This window comes from Brevibacillus borstelensis (genome assembly GCF_037834415.1).
Taxonomy (GTDB): domain Bacteria; phylum Bacillota; class Bacilli; order Brevibacillales; family Brevibacillaceae; genus Brevibacillus; species Brevibacillus borstelensis_A.
On record NZ_JAUMSJ010000075.1, the window covers coordinates 1 to 5,559 of the forward strand.

6 protein-coding genes are annotated in these 5,559 nt (G+C 52.0%); 3 read left to right on the forward strand and 3 right to left on the reverse strand.

Annotation, left to right across the window (positions count from 1 at the left end; all coding sequences use genetic code 11):
• The first annotated feature begins 234 nt into the window (after positions 1-234).
• The 3 genes from Q3F21_RS26865 (at position 235) to Q3F21_RS26875 (ending at position 3,217) form a co-directional block, all read left to right on the forward strand.
• Positions 235-1,029: a FixH family protein gene (locus tag Q3F21_RS26865; RefSeq protein WP_340259611.1), complete on the forward strand. Its 795-nt coding sequence runs from the start codon at positions 235-237 to the stop codon at positions 1,027-1,029.
• A gap of 187 nt (positions 1,030-1,216) precedes the next feature.
• A complete protein-coding gene (locus tag Q3F21_RS26870; protein ID WP_340259613.1) occupies positions 1,217-2,479 on the forward strand; it encodes a stalk domain-containing protein in 1,263 nt (420 codons plus the stop codon).
• Between the two features lie 297 nt (positions 2,480-2,776).
• Positions 2,777-3,217 (forward strand): GreA/GreB family elongation factor, encoded by a 441-nt coding sequence (locus Q3F21_RS26875; RefSeq protein WP_340259615.1) that lies wholly within the window; start codon positions 2,777-2,779, stop codon positions 3,215-3,217.
• 135 nt (positions 3,218-3,352) lie between these two features.
• On the opposite strand, the gene Q3F21_RS26880 is transcribed toward Q3F21_RS26875, so the two are convergent.
• The 3 genes from Q3F21_RS26880 to Q3F21_RS26890 form a co-directional block, all read right to left on the reverse strand.
• A complete protein-coding gene (locus Q3F21_RS26880) occupies positions 3,353-3,706 on the reverse strand; it encodes a transporter (protein ID WP_340259617.1) in 354 nt (117 codons plus the stop codon).
• Positions 3,707-3,913: 207 nt separating this feature from the next.
• Complete coding sequence (locus tag Q3F21_RS26885) at positions 3,914-4,888, reverse strand: C40 family peptidase (protein WP_340259619.1); 975 nt, start codon at positions 4,886-4,888, stop codon at positions 3,914-3,916.
• A gap of 336 nt (positions 4,889-5,224) precedes the next feature.
• Entirely contained in the window at positions 5,225-5,398 is a 174-nt protein-coding gene (locus tag Q3F21_RS26890; protein WP_425341311.1) for a Mur ligase family protein, read from the reverse strand.
• Positions 5,399-5,559 lie beyond the last annotated feature (161 nt).

Genomic DNA, 5,559 nt, shown 5'->3' on the forward strand with positions numbered 1-5,559 from the left:
TTTCGTGTTTTGCCTGAAAAGGTGGCGGTTATGTGAACAATCCCGTAAATGAGCGGGCAAATAGCCCGTTTGAGTCATCTTTTTATCCCCCTTTTTGCCTATAATGTTTTGGGAGCAGGAAAAATGGTTTTATCAGCCTTCCTTTTAAAACTTGTCCCATGAAAGGAAGCTGCCCGCTTTTCAGGTAAAAGCAGGCGTTTCCCGTAATTTGATGACAGAAAGCGAGGATGTAAAGTGAAGCGATATATATTTGCACTGATCGGTTCGCTCGCCCTGATCATAGGCGCTGGCTGCAGCAAACAAGAGGATACCCTCCCCTCAGGGGTTCCCGTTGAAGCAGCGTTGACGATTGAACCGCAGGAGATTGCGGCAAACGAACCGGTGACCTTCTCGATAAAAGTGACCCAAGCGGGCGCTCCTGTCGATGATGCGAAGGAAACGGAGTTCGAGATCTGGAAGGATGGACAGGACCAGCACGAAACCATCCCGGCGACACTTCAAAAAGACGGGGTTTACACCGCGCAAAAGTCGTTTGCCGAGCCCGGAGCCTACAATGTGATGTACCATGTAACAGCCCGCGATTTTCACAATATGCAAAAACAGACCTTTACCGTAAAAGGCACGGCGGATCAGGCGGACGGCTCGCATGACTCCCATGAGCAGGCTTCCCAGTCGGAAAATCAGACCGCACACGAGCACGGCAGCTCCCACGGAGCAGAGGAACACCATCACGGAGCTGTCGTCGATATGCACTTCCAGCCTGCGGAGTCCATCAAGGCCAACGAAGCCGCTTCCCTGACGGTTCATCTGCAAAAGGATAACCAAGCGCTGACAGAAGCTGCTGTCAAATTTGAAATCTGGCGCGAGGGTGACGAGAAGCATCAATATGCGGACGCCAGCGAAAAACAGCCGGGCGAATACACGACAGCAAACGCCACTTTCCCGGCTGCCGGCACTTACACGGTCAAGGTGCATGTTGAAAAAGGAGACATCCACGACCATAAAGAATACTCGGTAACCGTCCAATAAGCCTCGCCTCTCTTCCGCTCTCGACAAGCCTCGCCCTTCTAAAATGGGGCGGGGCTTTCTCGTTTGTTCGAAAAGAGCCGTTTTCCCGATATTTCGACATTTTTCGCATGTCAGAGCAATTTTGTCTTGCAGAAACGCTTATGGATTGATATAAGAATCGAGTAGAGAGAAGTTGGGAGAGGATACGATGAAAAAGAAAACGAGATCTTTTTTGCTTGCACTTGCCTGTTTGGGCATGTTGAACGGACTGATGCCTGCTTCTGAAGCGGGAGCGGCTTCGTCTACCCCCTCGATTTTGCTGGATGGCTACCCGTTGGCCTTCCCTGCCGAACCGAGACTTGTTCAGGGCAGAACAATGGTTCCCTTCCGTGCGATTGCGGAGGCATTGGGAATTCAGGTGCAGTGGGACCCCGCGTCTCGGACGATCACGGCTGTCAAGGACGGCCGGCACATACAGATGCAGCTGGGCAATCCGCAGGTTGTGGTCAATGGCACATCTTCACAGCTCCCTGTCGCGCCCTTTGAGCAAAACGGCCATACGCTGATCCCTCTGCAGTTTTTCAGCACGCAGTTTGGCGCGCAAGTGAACTGGGACCCCGCCACACGGACCGTTTCCATCGCTTCGCCTAGAGTCAAAATGCACGCGACCGCTTTTTATGCGATTTCATCGTATTCACAGCGACAGTACATCCCGGCGTTTGATGCCGTAGCGTTTGGCTGGGCGAGAATTGACGGCAACGGTCAGCTGACGCTGCAGGGAAAAGATTTTTACTGGCCAAAACCGGCAGTTGACATCACTCCGGAAAAGATCATCGAGGCAACCAAGGAACAGGGAACGGCTCCTTCTCTCATGGTGTTTGCCACAGACGGCACAGGTGAGCTGACGCGTCTGCTTGCGGATTCGGGCTTGCGCGAGCGCGCGATCGCCGAGATTGCGTCGCTTGCCCGGGAAAAAGGATTTTCCGGCGTGTCACTGGACTTCGAGGGTCTCGGACTGAGCGGGGAAATTGCGACGGCCCGCCGACAGTTTACCGATTTTGTCCAGTTGCTGGCCAAACGTCTGCATGAATCCGGCATCTCGCTTTCGCTCGTGCTCCATCCGCTCAACAGTTCCTATCAGGGCTATGATTACGCGTCTCTCGGCAAGCTGGCCGACGAGCTTGTATTGATGGCTTACGCGTACGAAGACGAAAAACGTCCCGAACCGCTGGGCAAAGTAAATGAAGCGATCACGATGGCACTCGCTCATGTGCCCAAAGACAAGCTCCTGCTCGGAATTTCCGCAGCCAGTGAAAACGAGCAGTCGATAGACGGCAAAATCGGCCTCGCCAAGCGTCATGGATTGAAGGGCATCGCTCTTTGGCGCCTGGGACTCGTCACTGAAGCTGAGAAGGCCCGTCTGGCTCAATCTATCGAAATGAAAGAAGCTGTTCCAACATTTTTACCGTGATTCTCAGGCAGGCAAAAGCGCAAGCTTGATAGACTCATCTACCCAACCCCCGTATCCGTCAAGGATGTCGGGGGCATTCTATATCAGGCTTGCTTTTTCAAGTGCCCGCCCAACTGGAAACGATGTTGTGTTTTTCTAGGATTTAGGTAAAATGGAAGTATGGTCCCCTGCGTTTGGAGCAAGGGGCCGCCTTTTATTATATGGGGGGATTTAGCATGAAAATGAGGCGAACACCGTGGCGACTCGCAGACTTTGCCGACCGTTGGTTCATTTCAATACGAACAGGAGATGAATACGATGAACCGTAGTACCCTGCCCAATTCCATGCACCGCCGTCTGGTGGAGCAGCTGGTTTTCTTTGACGAACAGCGCATTCCATTTTTAGACCTGCATTTTGCCGGCAAGCATAATGAACGACAAAAAGCCAATCAGTGGCTGGACCAATACGTTTCTACCGTTGAATCACTGCTCAAGGAAACGACCAACCAAGAGACTTCCCTCTTGCCCAAAGTCGTCATCGGATCACAAGTTTCTCTGGAGTACGTGGATGACGGGCTGGAAGAGTCCCTGACCATCTGCTTCCCGGAACATACCGATCCTGATCTGGGACGTATCTCGTTCCTATCGCCTATAGGTCGACAACTGCTGATGAATCCTGTCAATGAGCCGGTCCGTCTGGAAATGCCCATGGGGACACAGGAGGTCATCGTCCGTTCGATTCGCTTTGTCGACTGGTAACGTCGAAAACAATAGCAATCCTTTGTTTACAATGTGCGATTGCCTTCACCATACACGAAAGAACCGCGGTCTTCCATAGGGGCAGGACCGCGGTTTCTTATTCCTAAAAAAAGCCGCAATCGCGGCTGCCCTTATTTAGTAGCAGGTAAAGGACACAATCCGATTTAAATCTACCCCGTAGTATTGCCATGTATAGCCATTCCAGCGATAGCCCGCGACTGTGGTGCGGCTGAGGTAAACGGGATAAAGCCAGAACGATCGGCCGTTGCGCAGCCAGACATACGTGTACCGGAACAAACACCCTCTAAACGATCCGCGGTCTACGCGATACTGCTGACCGTAAGAACGGGGAGCGCTAGGTGTTCCACTAGGCGGCGGTCCTGATGGCGGCGGCGGGAAGCCTCCAGGAGGGAACGCGCTGCTCCCAGGTGGATAAGCGCTGCTTCCCGGGGGATAACCGCTACTGCCTGGGGGATACGGATAAGTCATGATAGTTACACCTCCTAAAAGTTTCCCTATATAGAGATGCAGAAAGCCGGAAAAAGGCATGTGCGAATGCCGCTCGTCATTCGTCTATTTTTCCGCGATTGCCGACAGGCATATCACTATCAGACGTGCTTGAGGCAAATAAAAAAAGAGCGGCTGCGATGCAACCGCCCGAGTGATGGATTTTTCGGATGTTCCTTGATGCATGCTTTAATACGGACGCCCGCCCATGATAAAGCGGTATTCCCAGTGTGTTCCGGAAAAGTCAGTTATTTTGACGCCGCCGGATTCTTTGGAAAACGTTTGCAACAGCTTGTCGTCTCCCATGTAAATGCCTACGTGGGTAATGCTTTGCTTGAGGGGATCCACTCCCTTGTAATCGGACTCTTTCCAGCCGCGATAGCTCATGAAGAAGACGAGATCGCCCTTCTTCAGCTGCTTCATATCGTAGGTGTAGTGACCGTGCTGCTTCACGTAATTCGCCTGTGAACGGGCTCCACCCCGTCCCATGTCAATACCCAAGCCTTCCCGGTACGCCCACATGGTAAACTCTGAGCAGTCCATCGTATCTTTATTGGAGCGGGTAGAGGCATACTCATAAGGCGTGCCCAAATACTTTTTCCCAGCCTCGATAACCTTGTCTCCTTTTGACTCCGTATCGTTGTTCACCGGGGGTTTCGCTGGTTCTGCAGTTTTGGAACCTGCCAAAAAGGTGCGAGCTCCAACCAGTTTGCCCATATAGTCAGACAGACGCTTTTCGATGACCTCGCCTTCACTTTGGGAAGAATAGATGAATCGGTCATTCCCGAGGTAGATCCCCATAAAGGAAGGATTGCCGGTTCCCTTGGTGGAGAAAAACAGCAGGTCGCCCGCTTTTACCTGATCCTTCTTCACTGTTTTCCCTGTGCGGTACAGTTCGGCAATGGTATCTTCAATCGTTACCCCTGCCTTGCCAAATATGTACGTGGCCAAACCGGCCGAGCCAAAATTGGTCGGGCCAACCGCTCCATATTTGTAGTCCTTTCCTACAAGGGATTCGGCCAAGCCGACTACCTTCTCCGCTTTGCCGGAAAGTTGCGAATCATCAGATGCTGCGGCAGCTTGTCCACTTTCACCGAACATCAGCAGGGACGTACTAAGCATGACGGCAACCGTAGACTTTTGTATCCAATCTCGTTTCGTCACTCGCATTCTCCTCCTGGCTCATGTTTTTCCCAACCGATTGGGTACGCATCCAGTTTAATGCAAGCGCGTCGCCCCCGATAAGGCTGTAAATCTTTCCAGTAGTGGATTTGATTACATAGTCCGATGACAATAGCCCTATATTCATCTAGCATATAACGACACATAACGAAGCGAACCGTCTCCGAAACAATGTCAGAGGAGTTTGGTTCGCATGCGCTTTCCTATTCACTTGCCTGAGAGATCGCCGCTGCTTTTCTGCAAAAAAAATCCACTGTCCGGTCCATCTTCAGGCGATGGGACCCTTTTACTAAAAAGGCGGTATCGGGACGAATGCGTTCATGCAGCAACCGATGAAGCTGCCTTTGGTTTTTGCAGGGAATGACCCGTTTTTCGGTTCCCTTTCGACTTGTAAACCGTAAATTGTGTACTCAGAATGGAAGCGATCATCTCTTTGGTCGTGGTTTTGCCGACACTCCCTGTAACCGCGATGACAGGCTGCATCAGCCGCATCGGCTTGGCTCGCACCCTTTTTCCACCCAAACGCTTCAAGCGGCATCTCTCCTCTCGGTTTTCAGGCCCACTTCCGCGTAACTATCGCATGAAGCTGACGGACAGCCCGTATAGACCATGATCCAGCCAAGCATTTCCGCAGTCGGCTATTCGCTGTTTTC

Coding starts and splice junctions, on each gene's coding strand:
- Q3F21_RS26870 (WP_340259613.1), top strand. CDS start 1,217: ATGAAAAAGAAAACGAGATCTTTTTTGCTTGCACTTGCCTGTTTGGGC.
- Q3F21_RS26875 (WP_340259615.1), top strand. CDS start 2,777: ATGAACCGTAGTACCCTGCCCAATTCCATGCACCGCCGTCTGGTGGAG.
- Q3F21_RS26880 (WP_340259617.1), bottom strand. CDS start 3,706: ATGACTTATCCGTATCCCCCAGGCAGTAGCGGTTATCCCCCGGGAAGC.
- Q3F21_RS26890 (WP_425341311.1), bottom strand. CDS start 5,398: ATGCGGCTGATGCAGCCTGTCATCGCGGTTACAGGGAGTGTCGGCAAA.